Consider the following 17,223-nt stretch of genomic DNA (forward strand, 5'->3'; position numbering starts at 1 on the left):
TTAAATTACCCCCGACATGTCGGAGAACGCCATCGCCTTGCGCAGCACTTCGGCGAAACGCTCGCCGGCGGCTTCGCGTGGACCGCCATTGTCGATCGAGGTGACGCCGGGTCCGGACAAAGCGACATTGGCACTGCGGGCGAGGCGTGCCAGCACTTCGCCGCGCGACTCACGGCCGCGCTGAGCGAGCCGTTCGGCGAGGATTTCCGGCGCAGCGGTGATCTCGACCACGGCCAGATTGGCGTAGCGCTCACGCAGCACCGGAATGACCGCGCGCGACACGTTGGCGACCGCGACATGGCCATTGGCTATCGACCAGTCGACATCGGCCGGGATGCCGTAGCGCAGGCCGTGCGCCTCCCAGGAAATGGCGAAAGCGCCGTCGGCCTCGGCCTCGACAAAGGCGGCGTCGGCCAGCGTGTCGTGATCCTCGCTTGCCGCATCGCTCGGCCTGGTGATGACCCGACGGACGAACTCCAGCCTTGTCTCATCGGCAAACAACGACTTGGCATAGCCGATCACCGTATCCTTGCCGGCGCCGCTCGGGCCGACGACGGCGACAAAGACGCCGTTGCGGACCGGAAAGGCCTCGGCGGTGAGTTCGCGCTCGATCGACGCCGAGACCATCAGGCGACCCGGCGTCCCTGGCGACAGACGGTGCGCACGACCGGCACATGGTCGTCGACGCGCACGCGCACCAGGTCGGCACGGCGGCCCGGTTCGATGACGCCGCGGTCGCTGAGGCCGATGGCCTCGGCCGGGTTCTTCGACACCATGGCGACCGCCTGCGGCAGGGAAATGCCTTCGACGACGTCGCCGAGGAAGAAGGCCGACTGGATCAGGCTGAAGGGGATGTAATCGGACGACAAGATGTCGAGCAGGCCGTCGCCGGCCAGCGCGCGGGCCGAAACATTGCCGGAGTGCGAGGCGCCGCGCATGACATTGGGCGCGCCCATCAGCACGCCGAGCCCGGCCTCCTTTGACGCTTTAGCGGCTTCCAGCGTGGTCGGAAACTCGGCAACGCGCACGCCTTGTTCAATCGCCTCGTCGACATGGCCTGATGTGGCGTCGTCATGGCTTGCCAGCACAATGCCGCGCTCGTTGCAGGCGGCTGATATCGCCACCCGGTTCGGTCCCGAATTCTTCGCCGATTCCGACATCCGCTTTTCGCAGAACAGCTTGAAGTCGCGATCGGTCAGCTTCAGCTTGCGCTGGTAGTAATAGGCGTAGGTCTCGAGGTTGACGAACTGGCGCTGCCCCGGCGCATGGTCCATCAGCGACGCCAGCCGCACGCGCTCGTCGCCGTCGAAATTGGCGAAGGCCTGCAGGCAGTCCGGCGCCGAAACCTCGCAGCGCAGATGCAGGAAGTGGTCGGCCCGAAGGCGATCCTGCGCCACGCTGTCCTCGATGGCGTCCGCGAGCTTGCGGATGTCGTCGGAGGTGAGATCCGCATCCTCATCCATGCCGACGCGCAAGGCGTCGAGCACGGTGGTGATCCCTGCGGTCGCCACCTGCGCATCATGGGCGAGCACGGCGGCGATCGGGTTCCAGCGCACCTTCGGCCGCGGCGCATAATGGCCTTCGAGATGGTCGGTGTGCAGTTCGACCAGGCCGGGGATGATGTAGTCGCCGCTCATATCCTCGCCGGTCCGCCCGGTGCCTGCGTCGATGCCGGCGATAAGGCCGTCGCGCAGCAGCAGCGATCCTTCGACGATCTCGTCGGCAAGCACGATGCGGGCATTGGTCAAAACGGTCTCGGCGGTCATCTCAGGCAGTCCTTAGGTTTTAAGGCGACGTGGTCAGGCAGTTTTCCGGGCCGCACGGCGGCCGAGCGCATGATGGGAGAGCACCATGAACGGGGCGCCCGGTTCGGTTTCGACAAACAGCGCCAGCGCATCCACCAGCACCGGCTGCTGCAGCACCTCGGCGAACAGGCTGTCAATTGCTGCGCGCAGACGTAGGCTTTCCTGTGGCCCGGCCCGGCCGGACAGGGTCATGTGGAAGCGAAACGTCTCGAAAACATAGGGGTAGCCCCACTGGCAGAGATTGCGGAACTCGGCGGGTTTAAGCGAATCCGGGCTGCGCCGCTCGATTTCCGCCTCGGTGAGCGGCGCGCGAAAACGGTCGAAACCAAGCACGACATCATCGGCAAAACGGTTGAGCGGCGGCAGCGGGCCTTCGGGCACCAAGGCAAAGAAGCCGTCGATCTGGCTGACGATGAGACGCGGGATGGTGACCGTCGGCGTCGCTTCGGCAAAGACGTCCAGGGCAGCACGCAGCGAGGCTTCCGTCTCGTTCGGGGCCAGCCGGAAGGGGGCCTTCAGCGTCGCATGAAAGCCGTAGCGCCGCGCCGAGGCGGTGTGGAAGGCGACTTCGGCCGCCGACAGGTCGCCCACCGCTTCGCTCGGCCTTGTGGCGGCGCCGAAAGGGTCACGTCCCAGCCAGTTGGCGGCGATCCGCGCCAGTGGCTCGTCCTGCCTCGGGGTGAAATAGATGGCGTAGCGCATCGAAAATCCTCGTCAGCCCGCTGCCATAGGTGATTTCCATGACGGATTGACGAAGCTTTGAAGGGTTTTCGATGGCAAATCGACCCCATGGGTCGTTAGCCGACGATTTTTCCGAACTGGGCCAACAGCTTCCCCTGAAAGACAGGGTGGTCAGGCCTTCATCAGCCATTCGTGCTCGGGCGCGTTGTGGAATTTCCACGTCCGCTTCGGGCCGGCCATGACGTTGAGATAGTAGAGGTCGTAGCCATGGCAGGCGGCGCAGGGGTGGTAGCCCTTGGGCACCAGCACGACATCGCCGTCCTCGATCGCCATGGCCTCGTCGAGCTCGCGGGCGCCATTCTGGTCGGCGTCGGTATAGACGCGCTGGAAGGCAAAACCCTGCGGCGGGTTGAGGCGGTGATAGTAGGTTTCCTCGAGATAGGATTCGGCCGGCAGATTGTCCTGGTCGTGCTTGTGCGGGGGATAGCTCGATGTATGGCCGCCAGGCGTGATGACCTCGACCACCAGCAGCGAGTCGGCCGGCTTGCCTTCCGGCAGGATGTTGGTGACGTAGCGCGTGTTGGTGCCCTTGCCGCGCACTTCCTGGCCGAGATCGTCGGGCGCGATGACGCGAACCGACAGGCCGCCGCCCAGGCCCGGTGCCGAACAGACAGCAAGCTCGAGATCGGTGTCGGCGGTGACCGACCAGTCCGACCCCTCAGGGATGTAGACCGACCATGGCTTGCCCTCGAAGGGCGACATGCGCTCGCCGAGCAGGCCGAGTTCCTGACCACCGGCCTTTGCCGTACCCTTGCCGGTGACGAACACCAGGCAGACTTCGCGATCACCGGTCTTTCCCGAGGCGTTTTCGCCCGGCTTCAGCCGGTGCAGGTCGAAGCCGACATAGGTCCAGCCGGCGCTTTTGGGCGTGACATGGGCGACGCGGCCATGGCCCTTGTCGGCTTTGACGAGCAGTTTCGACATTGCGGTCATTCCTTCGGTTCGGCGCCAGTCTTCGGCTCGACCGGAGGCTTCGCCCCGTCGACCGGCTTGTAGAGATAGAAGAACTGCCAGACGGCGTAGGCGGCAAAGCCGAGCGCGATGACGCCCCAGAACGGTGTGCCGGAGGCGAATTCAATGATCGCCCAGATTACGCAGACGGCGACGACGGCAACGCGCCGCCACAGCGGCCGGAAGAATGGGTGCTCGTAATCTTTCATCGGGCCAATCTACAGCAAGCTGGCTCGGCGGTAACCCGTCGCATCAGACATTGGGAAAGCCTTGCGTCTCGACGGTGTAGCCGGCAGCGGTCATCACCCGCATCAGCTCCTTGTGACCTACCTGCGCCATCTTCAGCGGCGGATTCTTCTTCGGGTCCTGCTCGGCCTCGACGACGAACCAGCCTTCATAGCCATGGTCGGCGAAACGCTGCACGATGGCGCCGAAATCCAGCGAGCCATCGCCCGGCACAGTGAAGGCGCCAAGCGCCACGGCATCGAGGAAGGACTGTTTCGTGCGGTCGAGCCCGTCGATGACAGCCATACGCACATCCTTCACATGGACATGGTTGATGCGCTTGTGGTGGTTGTCGATGGCGCGCAGCACGTCGCCGCCGGCAAAGGCCAGGTGACCCGCATCGAGCAGCAGCGGAATGCCGTCGCCGGAATGGCGCATGAAGGCATCGAGTTCCGGCTCGGTCTCGACCACCGCCGCCATGTGGTGGTGATAGGACAGTGGCATGCCTTGCTCGGCGCACCATTCGCCGAACTCGGTCAGGCGTCTGGCATAGGCCTTCATCTCGTCGCCCGACAATTTCGGCTTGGTGGCGAGCGGTTTGGAGCGGTCGCCCTGGATCGAACGGCCGACCTCGCCATAGACGATGCAAGGCGCGTTGACCGCCTTGAACAGGTCGATCATCGGCTGGATGCGGTCCTTGTTCTTGCCCATGTCCTCGTCGACCAGCGTGCCGGAGAACCAGCCGCCGCACAGCGTGACATCGGCCTTTTTCAGGATCGGCAGCATGACAGCGGGATCGTTGGGAAAACGCCGGCCCATTTCCATGCCGGTGAAGCCCGCCGAACGCGACTGGCGCAGACATTCTTCCAGCGAGACGTCGTCGCTGAGTTCGGCAAGATCGTCGTTCCACCACGCAATGGGGGACATGCCCAGTTTGGCTTTCAAGTCGTCACTCCGGTTTCTTGTTCACCCTCCCACTGTGGGGAGGGTCGCTGCGAAGCAGCGGGGTGGGGGTGCGGCACAGACCCCACCCGGACCTTCGGTCCGACCTCCCCACAAGGGGGAGGTAGGGGCCGGGTGCATGTCCATCAATCGCCGATGGTCTGCATCTGCCGCTTTTCGTCATAGGCCTTGCGTGCCGCGTTGACCTGGCTGCGCGCCGAGACTTCCGGCACCGCCACATCCCACCAATGGCCGCCGGCGTCGGTTGAGACAAGCGGATCGGTGTCGATGACCAGAACGGTGGTGCGGTCGTTCTTTTTCGACTTCTGCAGCGCGTTTTCCAGGCCGGCGATTGATGGCACTTTTTCGGCGATTGCGCCCATGCTCGCCGCATGCGCGGCAAAGTCGATGTCGGGCAGGATTTCGTGGCGCGAGTCCTTCAGGAGATTGTTGAAGTTGGCGCCGCCGGTGGCCATTTGCAGCCGGTTGATACAGCCATAGCCCCTGTTGTCGAGCAGCACGATGGTGAGCTTGAGACCGAGCATCACCGATGTGGCGATCTCGGAATTCAGCATCAGGTAGGAGCCGTCGCCGATCATGACGACGACCTCTTCATCGGGCTTGGCCATCTTCGCCCCGAGGCCGCCGGCAATCTCGTAGCCCATGGTCGAGAAGCCATATTCGGCGTGGTAGGAGCCGGGCGCGCCGGCCTGCCAAAGCTTGTGCAATTCGCCGGGCAGACCGCCGGCGGCATGCAGCAAGGTCACGCCGGAGCCCAGGGCGCGCTGCACGGCGCCGATCACCTGCGCATCCGAAGGATAGGCGGCATTGGTCGAGGCCGTTACCTTGCCGGCATCGGCCTGCCAGGCTTTCTTGCCGGTGGCCGAATTGTCCGTCCAGGCGGAAGGCGCCTTCCAGCCCTTGAGCCCAGCACCGAGTTCGGCGAGCCCTTCGGCCGCATCGGCGACGAGCGGCAAAGCCCGGTGCTTGCCGGCATCGAAAGGCTGCACATTCAGCCCGATGATGGTCTTGCCGGAATTCTTGAACAGCGCCCACGAGCCGGTGGTGAAATCCTGCAGGCGGGTGCCGATGGCCAGCACGACATCGGCCTCTTCCGCCAGCCGGTTGGCGGCGGATGTGCCGGTGACGCCGACCGCCGCCATGTTGAGCCGATGATTGTCGGGCAGCGAGGATTTGCCGCCTTGCGTCTCGCAGACCGGAATGCCTGTGGTTTCGGCGAATTTTGCCAGTTCGTCCGATGCCTGCGAATAGAGCACGCCGCCGCCGGCGATGATCAGCGGCTTCTTGGCGCCCTTGAGCGCCGTGACTGCGGCCGCCAATTCATGGCGGTCCGGACGCGGCCGACGCTGGTGCCAGACCCGCTCGGCAAAGAAGCTTTCGGGATAGTCATAGGCTTCGGCCTGCACGTCCTGACACAGCGACAGTGTTACCGGGCCGCAATCGGCCGGATCGGTCAGCACCTGCATGGCCCGGCTCAGCGCCGGAATGATCTGCTCCGGCCGGGTGATGCGATCGAAATAGCGCGACACCGGACGGAAGCAGTCATTGACCGTCGCCGTACCGTCGGAAAAATCCTCTGCCTGCTGCAGCACCGGATCGGGGATGCGGTTGGCGAAGACATCGCCCGGCAAAAACAGGACGGGCAACCTGTTTACATGCGCAAGCGCCGCCGCCGTCACCATGTTGAGCGCGCCGGGGCCGATCGACGAGGTCGCGGCCATGAAGCGGCGGCGGAAATTAGCCTTGCCATAGGCGATCGCCGCATGCGCCATCGCCTGTTCATTGTGGGCGCGGAAGGTCGGCAGTTCATCGCGCACCTGATAGAGCGCCTCGCCGATCCCTGCGACATTGCCGTGGCCGAAAATCGCCCAGACGCCGCCGAAGATCGGCACTTTTTTGCCGTCGATCTCGGTCATCTGCTTGCTGAGAAAGCGGGTCAGCGCCTGCGCCATCGTCAGGCGGATTGTCTTGCTCATGGTATTTTCCTCCGCAGTCCTGCGTCGCGTCTTCTTATGCTGCTTTACGGCCACGCGCGGCAAGCCACGCTTCGGTCAACTGTTCGAAGCGCGCGGCCATGTCGGCGATCGCCTCGTCATCCGACATCTTGCCGGCCAACCATTGTTCGGCGGCGTGGACAAAGATGGTGCGGCCGACGGCGAAGCCCTTGACGATCGGCGCCTTGGCGGTCGCGGCGAAGGCAGCTTCCAGCTCGTCCTGCGGCGCTTCCCGCCCAAGCAGCACGACGCCACGGCACCACGGATCGTGCTTGAGGATGACGGCCTCTATCTTGGCCCAGGCGCCGGCCGAGGCCTGCGGCTCGAGCTTCCACCAATCCGGCTTGATGCCGAGCGCATAGAGTTCTTCTAGCGCGCGCGGGATCGTGGTGTCGTCGAGCTTGCCATGCTTGCCGGCAATGATCTCGACCAGCAGTTCTCGGCCGACCTTTCGCGCCGCCTCGAACAGCGCGCGCAGTTTCTGCTGCTGTTCTTCCTTGAGTTCTGCCGGATCGTCGGGATGGTAGAAGCACAGGCATTTGATGCAGTGGTCGACCGGCCATTCCACCAGCTGCGAGCCGATGTCCTGCGAGAATTCGAAGCGCAGCGGCCGCGAGCCTGGCAGTTCGACCGGGCGGCCGAGCCAGGCAAAAGGATGGCGCGCGAATTCGAACATCGCCTCGCGGCCATGCTTCTCGTCGATCAGCATGCCGTAGCCATCACGGCCGGCGGCAACCTTCGCCGCTGCCTTGACCGCCAGCACCTTGAAATCGCGGATGCGGGCCGGATCGGCGCCGGTCTTGGCCGCCACATCCTCGAGCTGCACACGGTGGTCGCAAGCGAGCGCCATCATCGAGGGGATGTCGCGACGACGTGTCGTCGCCCAATGGATGTGGTTGATCGCTTCGTCCTTGCGCAAGGCCAAGTGCTTGCTGCCGTTCTTGAGGAAGAACTGCAGCTCCTCGAAAGTCGGGTATTCCGGCGCGCAGAGCAGCCGGGACACGGCAAAGGCGCCGCAGGCATTGGCCCAGGTCGCCGACGTCGCATGGTTTTCACCACCCAGCCAGCCGCGCAGGAAGCCGGACATGAAGGCATCGCCGGCGCCGAGCACATTGTAGATCTCGATCGGGAAGCCCTTGCCGACGATACCGTCTTCGAGATCGTCGCTGATCGGCCCGTCATAGACGATGCAGCCCATGGCGCCGCGCTTCAAAACGATGGTGGCCGAGGACAATGAGCGGATCGTCTTCAGCGCGCTCAGGCAGTCGTCGGCGCCCGAGGCGATCATGATCTCTTCCTCGGTACCGACGATGAGGTCGCAATCGGGCAGCACCGTCTTCAGCTGCGACGAGACGCGGTCGGATTTCACATAGCGCTCAAAGCCTTCGGCATGGCCGGCGAGCCCCCAGAGGTTGGGGCGGTAGTCGATGTCGAACACCACCTTGCCGCCCTTGGCCTTGATGATGTGGATCGCCTTGCGCTGGGCGGCGTCGCTGTTGGGTCGGGAAAAGTGCGTGCCGGTGACGACGATGGAACGCGCCGAGGCGATGAAGGCCTCGTCAATGTCTTCCGGCGCCAGCGCCATGTCGGCGCAGTCCGAGCGGTAAAAGATCATCGGCGAAACGCCTTCGCTCTCGACCGAGAGCAGCACCAGCGCCGTCAGCCGCTCCTTGTCGGTCTTGAGACCATCGACATTGACGCCTTCGCGCCGCAGCTGTTCGCGGATGAAGCGGCCCATCTGCTCGTCGCCGACGCGGGTGAGCAGCGCCGAGCGCAAGCCGAGCCTCGCCGTTCCCACAGAGATGTTGGCCGGGCAGCCGCCGACCGACTTGGCGAAGGAGGTGATGTCCTCCAGCCGCGAGCCGATCTGCTGGCCATAAAGGTCGACGGAAGCGCGACCGATGGTGATGACATCGAGCGGAGCGTATCTCGCGTCCACGGCTTCGCTCATTGGAACCTCCCGTCAGTCGTGTTGTCGTTAGAGCGGCTAGCCGTTTCACGGCGAACCACTCTAACTCTTGTTTCACGCAATTCCGGACGCGAAACCGCTCACACTTTCGCTGGAATTGCTTTTGCAACCTAGTTGGGGGACACGCGCGAGCGGCAGCGTGACGCCGCCAATATGAAATAATAATTCCAATCCATAGTCAATATGGAATGAGCATTCCTTCTCGGAAAAGTGCTGCAGATGATGGCGTCGGAGGACTTTCGCGTCCAGCTCCTTTCACCAGGGGAGCGGGCCATCGTCGTTGAAATAGCCGGCGTTCGGGCCATCTGCATCCAGGGTCGCCAAGTGTATCACGATCTCGGCCGCCTGCTGCACGGTGCGGTGGCCTTTAAAGCCGTTCAGATCGGTGGCGGTATAACCGGGCGCCGCGGCGTTCATTTTGATACCACTAGGCCCGAGCTCCCGGGCAAAGGCCACGGTGATGGCGTTCAGCGCCGTCTTGGAGCTGCCATAGCCCAACAGGTTGACCGCATGGTTCGGCGTGCCCGAATCGAGCGCGCGACCGATGGATCCGGTCGAACTGCTGACCATGACAATGCGCGCGGCCGGCGCTGCCAGCAGCAGCGGCAGGAAGGCCTGGGTGACGCGGATCGGGCCGAACACGTTGACCTCGTAGGTGGCCCTGATATCGGCCAGATGCTGCTCGCTTGGCGGCAGCTCATAATTGATGGCGATGCCGGCATTGTTCACCAACACGTCGAGACGGGGGTTTTCAGCGCCTACGGTTTTGGCGGCGGCCGCCACGCTGTCGTCCTGCGTGACGTCAAGCGCAAGCCATTGAACGTCCAGGCCTTCGGCGCGCAATTCTTGTTCTGCCGCCATGCCGCGCCCGGCATCCCTGGCGCCGAGCCACACCTTGAAGCCCATCGTCGCCAGCCGTCGGGCGATTTCGCGGCCGATACCCTTGTTGGCGCCGGTCACCACAGCGGTTTTTGTCGTCGTCATTTTGATATCTCCATTTCTCCATATCGGAGACACAGAGATGGCGCTTCGCCGCCAATGCCGCGCGCCGAAACCTCTCTTCCTCTTGCCTGATCCTCTCATCCGGCTTGCCCGGTCGGTTCGGATGCGCCATGCTGGCGCCATGAGCGAGGCCTTGCGGGAACTGATCGATATTGCCGGCCGTCACGCAGACGGACGGCGGGTGAGAACGGCGATCCCGCATGTTTCGATCGGCCGCAGCGAAACCACCACAGCACCGGTGGCGGGTGTGTGGGGGTCCGGGATTCTGTTCGTGCTGCAGGGCGCGAAGACGGTTCTGATCGGCGACAGGGCTCTGCGCTACGATCCCGCCAGCTATTTCATCTACACGGTGGAAACGCCCACCATCAGCCAGATCGTCGAAGCGAGTGCCGAGCGTCCCTACCTCGCCATCGGCTTCACCCTTGATCTGCAGGCCGTCGCCGCCCTGCTTGTCGAGCACGAGCCGGCGCTTGGCGGCGACAGTTTCGCCACCTCGCCCGTCAATGACGATTTGCTCGATGCATTGCGTCGCATCATGCGGCTGCTCGGCCGGCCGGCCGAGATTCCCGTGCTGGCCAGCATGCTCGAACGCGAGATGCTGTTTCGGCTGCTGCAAGGACCCCAGGGTGGGAAGCTTCGCCAGCTGGCGCGCGCCGATGGCCATCTGTCTCGCATCGGCCAGGCGATCGCCTGGATCCGGACGCATTGCCATCAGCCGATCCGGGTCAGCGATCTCGCCCAGATCGCCCATATGAGCGAGGCTGCCTTTTACCGTCACTTCAAGGCGGCGACCGCGATGAGTCCGATCCAGTATCAAAAACAGATAAGGCTGCTGGAGGCCCGCCATATGCTGCTTGCCCAGCCAGGCAATGTTGCCAGCGTCGCCTTTGCCGTCGGGTACGAGAGCGCTTCCCAGTTCAGCCGGGAATATGCCCGCCAGTTCGGGTCGCCGCCGGCGCGTGACGCGGCCCGGCTTTCGGCGGCAGGCGAGGCTGCCGTAGAGGTGATCTAGGCCTTGCGCTTGCGGCTCGAGCCGCGCCGCTTCTCGCCGACGCCGACGGTCAACGCCATGGCCAGCGCCATGGTTGCCGACAGCGAGCGGAAGCCTGCGAAATCGGCCTCGGCGACTTCGAACCAGACGCTGGCGAACTGCGCCAGCGGCGAAAACGAGCTGTCGGTGATGGCGACGATCGGAACGCCCTGTTCGGAAATGGTGCGGGCTTCCTCGATGGTGGCTGGCGCGTAGGGCGAGAAGCTGATGGCGATGACGGCGTCCGCCGGCGTAGCGAAGGCGACCATTTCGGCGTTGAGGCCGGCGGCGGATTCGATCAGCTGGTTGCGGATCTTCAATTTGCCCAAAGCATAGGCGATGTAGCTCGCCACCGGATAGGAGCGGCGCTTGGCGAGCACGTAGATGGTCTCCGCCTTGGCCAGCAGCGAGATCGCGTCTTCGAGATGCGCTTCGTCCAGGGTGCGTGAAATGTCGTTGAGCGAGGTGCTGGCGGCGGCGACGAAGCCGTCGAAAATGGCGCGGTGGCCCGCACCCGCATCGGCCTTGGCGCGCAGCGCCTGCAAGCGCTCGTCATAGGAGGAGTTGCGTTCGCGCAGCCGCTCGCGAAACACCTGCTGCAGGCTGGTAAAGCCGTCGAAGCCAAGCTGCTGGGCAAAGCGGATCAGGGTCGAGGGTTGTACGCCGGCCGAAGCGGCGATGCTGGCGGCGGTGCCGAAGGCGATGTCATCAGGATTGTCGAGCGCGTAGGCGGCAATCTGGGCAATGCGCTTGGGCAAGGTTTCGCGGCGATCGAGGATCGTGGCGCGCAGCGTCTCGAAGTCGCGAGGTACCCGTTCGTCCATCGTCGGCCCGTCCAAGCTCATCCGTGAAACGTCCTCTGTGCCCCATCATAGCCAGCCAGCGCAAGAACGCCATAAAAAATGAGGCAGACATTCCATTTCTGGAGAAAATGGACTAATTCATCCACCGAGGAATTTAGGCGAGTGGAGAAGAAGATGGTCGGCGTCGGTCTTATCGGCACGGGGTTCATGGGCAAATGCCACGCCATAGCGTGGAGCGCCGTCGGCGCCGTCTTTCCGGATGTCGCCAAGCCCAAACTTGTTCATCTCGGCGAGGTCAATGAGGACCTGGCCAAACGCAAGGCCGGCGAGTTCGGCTTCGCCAAGGCTTCGGGCGACTGGCGCGCCGTCGTCAACGATCCGGAGGTCGATATCGTCTCCTTGACCACACCCAACCAGTTCCATCCGGAAATGGCCATCGCCATCCTCGAAGCCGGCAAGCATTTGTGGTGCGAAAAGCCGATGGCGCCGAGCTTTGCCGAGGCCGAGGCGATGGCAGCCGCGGCGAAGAAGTCCGGCAAGGTCGCCGCACTCGGCTACAACTACATACAGAGCCCGGCGATCCGCCACATCGGCGCGCTGCTGGAGGAAAAAATCATCGGCGAGGTCAACCATCTGCGCATCGAGATGGACGAGGATTTCATGGCCGATCCCGAAGCGCTGTTCTTCTGGAAGAACGAAGCCTCCTCCGGCTATGGCGCGCTCGACGATTTCGCCGTGCACCCGCTGTCGCTGGTCTCGGCGCTGTTCGGCCGCGTGGCAAAAGTCATCTGCGACATGGCCAAACCCTATGCCGACCGCAAGCTGGCCAGCGGCGGGCGCCGCACGGTCGAGACCTACGACATCGCCAGTGTGCTGATGCATCTGGACAACGGCATTGCCGGCACGCTGCTGGTCAACCGCTCGGCCTGGGGCCGCAAGGGCCGCATCGCCATCCAGATCTTTGGCTCGAAAGGGTCGATCCTGTTCGACCAGGAGCGGATGAACGAAATTCAGCTCTACGTCACCGCGGACCGCCCGACCGAACAGGGCTATCGCACCATATTGGTGGCGCCGCACCACAAGCCCTACGACGCCTTCCTGCCGGCGCCCGGCCACGGCCTCGGCTTCAACGACCTCAAAATCATCGAATGCCACGAATTGCTGACCCGGCTCGCCGGCAAGCCGGCGCGGGTGATCGAATTCGCCGAAGGGCTGGAGATCGAGCGCACCGTGCACGCAATGGCGCGCTCGTTCGAGGAAAAGCGCTGGGTGGATGTGCGGTAGGACCCGCCGCTTCAGCCGGTCACGGACACAGCGTTCGTCTCCCAACCGTCGACCCAGACCTGCCGCAAACGATCGCCTTCGCCCTTGAAGCGCAGGCCGGTCGCCCGGCAATCCTCGATGCGGTCGCTGCGGAAATTGCGAATGGCCTGGCGCAGTTCGCACCAGGCGACGATGTTGGCGGTCTCGGCATAGTAGATCAGTGCGATCGGGCGGATCAGCCGCTCGGAAGCGCGGCCCATTTCGTCGCGATAGGAGAGATCGAGCTTCTCCTCGTCGCGGATGGCGCGGCGCACCAGCGCCAGATCGATGGTGCCGATTGCGGGCGCGGCGAAGCCCCAGACATGCAACGCATTGGCGTCGAACGCCTGGCGCAAGGGCGGCGGCACAGCACCTGCAATTTTGGCGCTGACGCGCTTGGCCGCCTGCTTGAGTTCGCTGTCGCCCGTGCGCTCCAGCAGCGCCAGCGACAGCACGATCGCCTCCATTTCCTCGATCGAAAACATCAGCGGCGGCAGATCGAAGCCGGGGCGCAGGATATAACCGATGCCGCGCCCGCCCTCGATCGGCACGCGCATCGCCTGCAGGGCGGCGATGTCGCGATAGATCGAGCGGACCGTCACTTCCAGCTGCTCGGCAATCATGGCCGCCGTTACCGGCTGCCTTGCCAGCCGCAGGATCTGGATGATCTCGAACAGGCGCGACGCCTTGCGCATTTCCTCTCCCGATCAAAACGCTACTGACACATCCCCGTCAGTTGGGATGGTCTATTGGACTGCCTATCGGCTTGAAAATCAACAAATTCCTCAACGGCACACCGTGAGCAAGCGACAGGCAACTGACATGAGTTATGCAGAGAATCTCTGGCTGTTCTTTATCCTGCTGTTCGGCATCATCATCGTGCCCGGCATGGATATGCTGTTCGTGCTTGCCAATGCGCTGACCGGCGGCGGTAACAGAGGGCTTGCCGCGACCGGCGGCATCATGACGGGCGGCATGGTGCATACGCTGAACGGCGCGGTCGGCGTCGGCCTGCTGATGCATTTCGTGCCGATCCTCTACAACCCGCTGCTCATCGCGGGCGCCGCCTACATGGCCTATATCGGCCTGACGCTGATACGCAGCTCGATCAAGGTCGGCCAAGACGGGCCGGCCGGCAGCCGCTCCGCATGGAAGGCGTTTCGCCAGGGGCTGGTGATCTGCCTGATCAATCCCAAAGCCTATCTCTTCGTCTTCGCCGTCTATCCGCAATTCCTGAAGCCGGCCTATGGCCCGATCTGGATTCAGGCGGCCATCATGGGATTGATGACGGTCGCCACGCAATTTGCCGTCTATGGCGGGCTCGCAGTGTCAGCCGGGCGCAGCCGCAATCTGCTGGTCGCCAATCCGCGGGCGACCATATTTGCCGGCCGGGCGGCCGGACTGCTTCTGATTGTGGTTTCGGTTCTGACCGCCTGGCACGGTTTGAAGGCGGCGTGAAGTCCAGTCTTGATCCTGGAAACCGCCGCCTTGTCCCCGCGGACCTATCAAGCCGCTCCTTGCCTGTTCTCCATCATGGCGCGGCGGGTTGAGCGGCGCCATTCGACGGCGCCGGCGAGGCCGTGCAGCACGGTCTCGGTGGTCGCCCAGTCGATGCAGCCATCGGTGATGCTCTGGCCATAGACCAGCGGCTTGCCGGGAACCACGTCCTGCCGGCCGGCGACGAGATTGCTCTCGATCATGACGCCGATGATGCGCTCGTCGCCCGCCGCCACCTGGCCGGCCACGTCGGCCGCCACCTTGGGCTGGTTCTCCGGCTTCTTCGCCGAGTTGGCATGGCTGACATCGATCATCAGCCGCGGTGCGACACCGATGCGGGTGAGTTCGGTCGAGGCCGCCTCGACGCTCGCGGCGTCATAATTCGGCTGAACGCCGCCGCGCAGGATGACATGGCAGTCCTCATTGCCGGTGGTTGCGGCAATGGCGCTGCGCCCGCCCTTGGTCACCGCCATGAAATGATGCGGCTGAGCAGCCGATTTCACCGCCTCGGCGGCGATCCTGAGATTGCCGTCGGTGCCGTTCTTGAAGCCGACGGGGCAGGACAAGCCCGACGCCAGCTCGCGGTGGATCTGGCTTTCGGTGGTGCGCGCGCCGATGGCGCCCCAGGCGACGAGGTCGGCAATGTATTGCGGGATGGTCATATCGAGGAACTCGGTCGCTGCCGGCAGGCCGAGATTGTTGACGGCCGACAAGACGTTGCGCGCCATGCGCAACCCCTTCTCGATGTTGAAACTGCCGTCCAGATCGGGATCGTTGATCAGGCCCTTCCAGCCGACGGTGGTGCGCGGCTTCTCGAAATAGACGCGCATGACGATCTCGAGCCGGTCGGACAGGGTCTCGCGCAGCGCCGCCAGACGGCTGGCATAGTCAACGGCCGCGACCGGATCGTGAATGGAACAAGGGCCAACGATGACAAGCAGTCGATCGTCGGCCCCCGTAAGGATGGAATGGATGGCGTTGCGTGACGTGGCGACAGTGCGCGTCGCCGTCAGTGTGCGCGGTACCTCGCGCATCACCTCGTCCGGTGTGCTCAATGCCCTGATTTCGGTGACCCGAAGGTCGTCTGTGGTGCTCAACACGGCTTTCTGCTCCTGTTTTTTAGGAGACCTGCCGGCTGAAACAAAAAAGCCGCCAGGTCTGGCGGCTGTTCGGACTTTGTTGCTGCAATCTTCAGATCGAGCGCAATCCTCCCGCCGCCAGCGAGCTGCTAAAGTACCAATACGTGGCGGACAGGTTGATCATGAGGCTCATATAATCGAAGCCGAGGTGTTTGTCACGTGCCTGATGACAGCCAATCGAGGTGGGCCGAACCCTCGCGATTTCGATGGGCGTTTCGGCTAATCGCCAGGTATGCAGCGCCGACCGCTCATGCGCCCCAGGGATCGAAGAGTTCAAGTCCAAAGCCTTCGAAATCTTTCGTATTGCGTGTTGCCAAGATGAGCTGTTGCGCAATCGCTGTGGCTGCGATCAGGCCATCCATCGACGACAGGCCGCGACCACGGCGCTTCGCAAGGCCCATCAGGTCGCCCCAGGCCAAGGCAACGGGTTCGTTCACCGGCAAAACCCTCTGCTCGAAACGCCGCGGCAGGTCTTGAGCGAGCCATTCGGCCAGCGCCTCGCGTTTGCGGCCCTCATCCATCAGAGAGACGCCGCGCCGGATCTCGGCGATCGACACGACACTGATGAAGGAGCGGTCCTCATCAAGCCCGTCCAGCCATTCCAGAACGCGTGCATCCGGCGCCGGCCTTGTCACCTCGGACAGGACATTCGTATCGAGCAGCAGTCTCACAGCGGCAGATCGCGCGGTTCGTCGCGCTGACGCTCAAGGTCGAGATCGGCGCCCCGCAGCGGAGAGTCCAGCAGGAACTCGGCGAGCGTCCCTTTGCGCGCGGTCTTGCGCTGCCATTCCTCGGCCGAGACGACAACCACGCTCGGTTTGCCGTTCTTGGTGATCGTCTGCGGCGAGGACTGCGCGCGCTCGATAACCTCGGAGAGCCTGGCTTTTGCCCCGGCGACCGTCCAGTTGGTGTCTTTGGGTGACGTTAGCATCGCATCCTTCATGACCAGTTTGACTATCATGACTATATGGGAGCGGCGATGCTGGTGCAACAGGTGGTGAGATTACTCCGGTGACGACCCCGCAACACTCTGGTCGTAGTCGACCAGCGATCCGGTCATGACGCCGGATTGCGGGCTGGCCATGTAGCTGATCAGCCGTGCCAGCTGGTCCGGCTTCACCAGCTGGCCCATCGGCTGGCCGGCTTCGGCCTTTTCCAGCCAGTTGTCGGAAGCGCCGTGCCATTTCTTCTGCACGATATCCTCGCCTTCCGTGTCCATCCAGCCGGGCAGCACGGCGTTGCAGCGGATGCGGTTGAAGCGATAGGCGTTGGCGACGTTCTTGGTCAGTGTCGCCAGCGCGCCCTTGCTGGAGGAATAGGGGGCCAGGAAGGACTGGCCGCAATGTGCCGACATCGACAGCACATTGACAATGGAACCAGGCGCTTTTTTCTCCAGCAGATGCGCCACCACGCCCTGCATCAGGAAGAAGGGGCCGCGCACATTGGTTTGAAAGATCTGGTCGAAGGTCTCCTCGGAGGTTTCGACCAGCGAGCCGCGTGCGGAGGTGGCGGCGGCGTTGACCAGCGCGTTGATGGTGCCGAAATGCGAAATGGCGGTCGCGACCGCACGCTTGCAGTCGGCCACTTTCGAGACGTCGGCGCTGATGAAGATGGCGTCGACGCCGGCCTTCTTGAAATGGGCGACGGCCTTGTCGCCCTTCTCCTGCGAGCGGCCGATGAGCGCCAGCGCCCGGCAGCCTTCGTCGGCCAATGCCTCGCCGACGGCAAAGCCGATGCCTTGCGCGCCGCCGGTGACGATGGCGCGCGTCTTCGAATTGCGATCGGCTGATGTGCTCATCGCT

General features: G+C 63.8%; 18 protein-coding genes. 3 read left to right on the forward strand and 15 right to left on the reverse strand.

Annotation, left to right across the window (positions count from 1 at the left end):
* The 9 genes from phnN to AC04SH_RS06720 form a co-directional block, all read right to left on the reverse strand.
* Entirely contained in the window at positions 1-630 is a 630-nt protein-coding gene (phnN, locus tag AC04SH_RS06680) for a phosphonate metabolism protein/1,5-bisphosphokinase (PRPP-forming) PhnN (protein WP_192255467.1), read from the reverse strand.
* Entirely contained in the window at positions 627-1,766 is a 1,140-nt protein-coding gene (locus tag AC04SH_RS06685) for an alpha-D-ribose 1-methylphosphonate 5-triphosphate diphosphatase (protein WP_488574426.1), read from the reverse strand. The genes phnN and AC04SH_RS06685 overlap by 4 nt, the downstream gene beginning before the upstream one ends.
* 33 nt (positions 1,767-1,799) lie before the next feature.
* Positions 1,800-2,507, reverse strand: a complete 708-nt coding sequence (locus AC04SH_RS06690) for a DUF1045 domain-containing protein (RefSeq protein ID WP_488574427.1) — start codon at positions 2,505-2,507, stop codon at positions 1,800-1,802.
* Between the two features lie 150 nt (positions 2,508-2,657).
* Positions 2,658-3,470 (reverse strand): 5-deoxy-glucuronate isomerase, encoded by an 813-nt coding sequence (iolB, locus tag AC04SH_RS06695; RefSeq protein WP_477232129.1) that lies wholly within the window; start codon positions 3,468-3,470, stop codon positions 2,658-2,660.
* 5 nt (positions 3,471-3,475) lie between these two features.
* Complete coding sequence (locus AC04SH_RS06700) at positions 3,476-3,706, reverse strand: DUF3329 domain-containing protein (RefSeq protein WP_112559931.1); 231 nt, start codon at positions 3,704-3,706, stop codon at positions 3,476-3,478.
* Between the two features lie 43 nt (positions 3,707-3,749).
* Positions 3,750-4,667, reverse strand: coding sequence for a myo-inosose-2 dehydratase (gene iolE, locus AC04SH_RS06705; protein WP_477232130.1), 918 nt, complete (start codon positions 4,665-4,667; stop codon positions 3,750-3,752).
* Positions 4,668-4,810: 143 nt separating this feature from the next.
* Entirely contained in the window at positions 4,811-6,661 is a 1,851-nt protein-coding gene (iolD, locus tag AC04SH_RS06710) for a 3D-(3,5/4)-trihydroxycyclohexane-1,2-dione acylhydrolase (decyclizing) (RefSeq protein ID WP_488574428.1), read from the reverse strand.
* 34 nt (positions 6,662-6,695) lie between these two features.
* Positions 6,696-8,630, reverse strand: a complete 1,935-nt coding sequence (locus AC04SH_RS06715; RefSeq protein WP_488574429.1) for a bifunctional 5-dehydro-2-deoxygluconokinase/5-dehydro-2-deoxyphosphogluconate aldolase — start codon at positions 8,628-8,630, stop codon at positions 6,696-6,698.
* 273 nt (positions 8,631-8,903) lie between these two features.
* The gene (locus AC04SH_RS06720; protein WP_488574628.1) at positions 8,904-9,632 is read right to left on the reverse strand and encodes an SDR family oxidoreductase; all 729 of its coding nucleotides are present in this window, start codon (positions 9,630-9,632) and stop codon (positions 8,904-8,906) included.
* 139 nt (positions 9,633-9,771) lie between these two features.
* Here AC04SH_RS06720 and AC04SH_RS06725 point away from each other — a divergent pair, with 139 nt between their 5' ends.
* Positions 9,772-10,662: an AraC family transcriptional regulator gene (locus AC04SH_RS06725; protein WP_488574430.1), complete on the forward strand. Its 891-nt coding sequence runs from the start codon at positions 9,772-9,774 to the stop codon at positions 10,660-10,662.
* Here AC04SH_RS06725 and AC04SH_RS06730 read toward each other — a convergent pair.
* Positions 10,659-11,504 carry a MurR/RpiR family transcriptional regulator gene (locus tag AC04SH_RS06730; RefSeq protein WP_488574629.1) on the reverse strand — a complete coding sequence of 282 codons (846 nt, stop codon included), beginning with the start codon at positions 11,502-11,504 and terminating at the stop codon, positions 10,659-10,661. The genes AC04SH_RS06725 and AC04SH_RS06730 overlap by 4 nt on opposite strands.
* Positions 11,505-11,657: 153 nt before the next feature.
* Here AC04SH_RS06730 and AC04SH_RS06735 point away from each other — a divergent pair, with 153 nt between their 5' ends.
* On the forward strand, positions 11,658-12,767 hold the full coding sequence (locus tag AC04SH_RS06735; protein ID WP_488574630.1) for a Gfo/Idh/MocA family protein: 1,110 nt from the start codon (positions 11,658-11,660) through the stop codon (positions 12,765-12,767).
* Between the two features lie 11 nt (positions 12,768-12,778).
* On the opposite strand, the gene AC04SH_RS06740 is transcribed toward AC04SH_RS06735, so the two are convergent.
* Positions 12,779-13,480: a helix-turn-helix transcriptional regulator gene (locus AC04SH_RS06740; protein WP_488574431.1), complete on the reverse strand. Its 702-nt coding sequence runs from the start codon at positions 13,478-13,480 to the stop codon at positions 12,779-12,781.
* A 127-nt stretch (positions 13,481-13,607) separates the two neighbouring features.
* On the opposite strand from AC04SH_RS06740, the gene AC04SH_RS06745 reads away from it, so the two are divergent.
* Positions 13,608-14,243 carry a LysE family translocator gene (locus AC04SH_RS06745; RefSeq protein WP_488574432.1) on the forward strand — a complete coding sequence of 212 codons (636 nt, stop codon included), beginning with the start codon at positions 13,608-13,610 and terminating at the stop codon, positions 14,241-14,243.
* A gap of 47 nt (positions 14,244-14,290) precedes the next feature.
* Here AC04SH_RS06745 and AC04SH_RS06750 read toward each other — a convergent pair whose 3' ends face one another.
* From AC04SH_RS06750 to AC04SH_RS06765, 4 genes are all read right to left on the reverse strand, one after another.
* On the reverse strand, positions 14,291-15,382 hold the full coding sequence (locus AC04SH_RS06750; RefSeq protein WP_488574433.1) for a 3-deoxy-7-phosphoheptulonate synthase: 1,092 nt from the start codon (positions 15,380-15,382) through the stop codon (positions 14,291-14,293).
* Between the two features lie 287 nt (positions 15,383-15,669).
* Positions 15,670-16,092, reverse strand: a complete 423-nt coding sequence (locus AC04SH_RS06755; protein ID WP_488574434.1) for a PIN domain-containing protein — start codon at positions 16,090-16,092, stop codon at positions 15,670-15,672.
* Positions 16,089-16,352, reverse strand: coding sequence for a type II toxin-antitoxin system Phd/YefM family antitoxin (locus AC04SH_RS06760; RefSeq protein WP_352561257.1), 264 nt, complete (start codon positions 16,350-16,352; stop codon positions 16,089-16,091). The genes AC04SH_RS06755 and AC04SH_RS06760 overlap by 4 nt, the downstream gene beginning before the upstream one ends.
* 72 nt (positions 16,353-16,424) lie before the next feature.
* Entirely contained in the window at positions 16,425-17,219 is a 795-nt protein-coding gene (locus tag AC04SH_RS06765; protein ID WP_488574435.1) for an SDR family oxidoreductase, read from the reverse strand.
* Between the last annotated feature and the right edge of the window lie 4 nt (positions 17,220-17,223).

The organism is Mesorhizobium sp. CNPSo 4688, from assembly GCF_057784295.1.

Excerpts from the sequence above, each read along its gene's own strand:
- AC04SH_RS06685 (WP_488574426.1), bottom strand. The coding sequence starts at position 1,766 with ATGACCGCCGAGACCGTTTTGACCAATGCCCGCATCGTGCTTGCCGAC.
- AC04SH_RS06690 (WP_488574427.1), bottom strand. The coding sequence starts at position 2,507 with ATGCGCTACGCCATCTATTTCACCCCGAGGCAGGACGAGCCACTGGCG.
- iolB (WP_477232129.1), bottom strand. The coding sequence starts at position 3,470 with ATGTCGAAACTGCTCGTCAAAGCCGACAAGGGCCATGGCCGCGTCGCC.
- AC04SH_RS06700 (WP_112559931.1), bottom strand. The coding sequence starts at position 3,706 with ATGAAAGATTACGAGCACCCATTCTTCCGGCCGCTGTGGCGGCGCGTT.
- iolD (WP_488574428.1), bottom strand. The coding sequence starts at position 6,661 with ATGAGCAAGACAATCCGCCTGACGATGGCGCAGGCGCTGACCCGCTTT.
- AC04SH_RS06715 (WP_488574429.1), bottom strand. The coding sequence starts at position 8,630 with ATGAGCGAAGCCGTGGACGCGAGATACGCTCCGCTCGATGTCATCACC.
- AC04SH_RS06720 (WP_488574628.1), bottom strand. The coding sequence starts at position 9,632 with ATGACGACGACAAAAACCGCTGTGGTGACCGGCGCCAACAAGGGTATC.
- AC04SH_RS06725 (WP_488574430.1), top strand. The coding sequence starts at position 9,772 with ATGAGCGAGGCCTTGCGGGAACTGATCGATATTGCCGGCCGTCACGCA.
- AC04SH_RS06730 (WP_488574629.1), bottom strand. The coding sequence starts at position 11,504 with ATGGACGAACGGGTACCTCGCGACTTCGAGACGCTGCGCGCCACGATC.
- AC04SH_RS06735 (WP_488574630.1), top strand. The coding sequence starts at position 11,658 with ATGGTCGGCGTCGGTCTTATCGGCACGGGGTTCATGGGCAAATGCCAC.
- AC04SH_RS06740 (WP_488574431.1), bottom strand. The coding sequence starts at position 13,480 with ATGCGCAAGGCGTCGCGCCTGTTCGAGATCATCCAGATCCTGCGGCTG.
- AC04SH_RS06745 (WP_488574432.1), top strand. The coding sequence starts at position 13,608 with ATGAGTTATGCAGAGAATCTCTGGCTGTTCTTTATCCTGCTGTTCGGC.
- AC04SH_RS06760 (WP_352561257.1), bottom strand. The coding sequence starts at position 16,352 with ATGCTAACGTCACCCAAAGACACCAACTGGACGGTCGCCGGGGCAAAA.
- AC04SH_RS06765 (WP_488574435.1), bottom strand. The coding sequence starts at position 17,219 with ATGAGCACATCAGCCGATCGCAATTCGAAGACGCGCGCCATCGTCACC.